The organism is Myxococcus sp. XM-1-1-1 (genome assembly GCF_020037095.1).
Classification (GTDB): Bacteria; Myxococcota; Myxococcia; order Myxococcales; family Myxococcaceae; genus Myxococcus; species Myxococcus fulvus.
Map to the genome: position 1 here is coordinate 1 of NZ_JAIQDH010000066.1, position 1,433 is coordinate 1,433.

The 1,433-nt window shown below is 68.6% G+C and carries 1 protein-coding gene; it reads right to left on the reverse strand.

What is annotated here, in order from left to right:
• Positions 1 to 1,433 (reverse strand): amino acid adenylation domain-containing protein (locus K8640_RS42320; RefSeq protein WP_223752273.1); only part of this gene is annotated, 1,433 nt, incomplete at both ends.

Below are 1,433 nucleotides of genomic sequence, written 5' to 3' on the forward strand. Positions count from 1 at the left end.
CCCAAGGAGAAGAAGTCGTCGGAGACGCTGACGGCGTCGAGGTGGAGGACCTCTGCCCAGATGGAGGCGAGGAGCGTCTCGGTGGGGTTGCGAGGAGCGAGGAAGGAGTCAGTGGGCCCGGAGTCGGGGGCGGGGAGGGCCTTCCTGTCGAGCTTGCCGTGGGTGTTGAGAGGCAGGGAGTCCAGGGCAACGAAGGCCGAGGGCACCATGTACTCGGGGAGGTTGCGAAGCAGCTCGGTGCGGAGTGCGGAGGTGTCGACGTCCGAGGGGGTGACGTAGGCGACGAGGCGCTTGAGTCCCGGGACGTCCTCGCGGACGAGAGCGGCGGCGTGGTGGACGGAAGGAAGGGCTTCGAGAGCGGCCTCGACTTCACCCAACTCGATGCGGAAGCCGCGCAGCTTCACCTGGAAGTCGATGCGGCCGAGGTACTCGAGGTGGCCGTGAGGAAGCCAGCGAGCCTTGTCACCGGTGCGGTAGAGGCGCGAGCCGGGGATGTCCGAGAACGGATTGGGGATGAAGCGCTCAGCGGTGAGGTCCGGCCGGGCGAGGTAGCCACGCGCGACACCGTCACCACCGACGAAGAGCTCTCCAGGCACGCCGATGGGAGCGGGCTGGAGGGAGGCGTCGAGGATGAAGGTGGAGACGTTGGGGAGAGGAGGGCCGAGAGCAGGCCGAGAGGCGGAGGTAATGGGGAGCGCGGTGGCGTCGACGGTGGTTTCGGTGGGGCCGTAGACGTTGAAGGCGCGCAGGGAAGGCGAGGAGGAGAGCGTCGTCCAGAGGGAGTCGTCGATGGCCTCGCCGCCGATGAGGACGCGAAGGGGCCGAGAAGAAGAAGCGAGGCCCTCGTCGAGGAGGAGGCGGAGGTGGGAGGGGGCGCAGTCGAGGACGTCGAGCTGGTGACGGGACAGCCACGAGAGAAGCAGGGGGACGTCTTCGCGAGCGGCCTGGGGGACGAAGCAGAGGGCGTGTCCGAGGGCGAGGAAGACGAGCTGCTTGACGGAGGCGTCGAAGGAGAGGGGCGCGTTGAGGGAGATGCGCAGCGGGCGCTGGACGTCGGAGTAGATGGAGGAGGAGAGGGCGTGGAGGAGATTCACCACGGAGGAGTGGTGGATGAGGACGCCCTTGGGCCTGCCGGTGGAGCCGGAGGTGTAGATGACGTAGGCGGCGTGGGAGGGAAGCGAGACGCGGTGCGGATTGGAGTCCGGGAGCGCGGCGAGGGAGTCGAGCAGGGCCGAGTCGTCGAGGCACAGAGGCGTGGAGACGCTGGTGTCGAGACGAGGCAGGAGGTGGGAGTGGGTGAGGACGAAGGGAGCGCCGGAGTCCTGGAGCATGAAGGCGAGGCGCTCGCGAGGGTAGGCGGAGTCGAGGGGGACGTAGGCGGCGCCGGCCTTGAGGATGGCGAGGAGGGCGACGAGGGAGTCGACGGAGCGCTC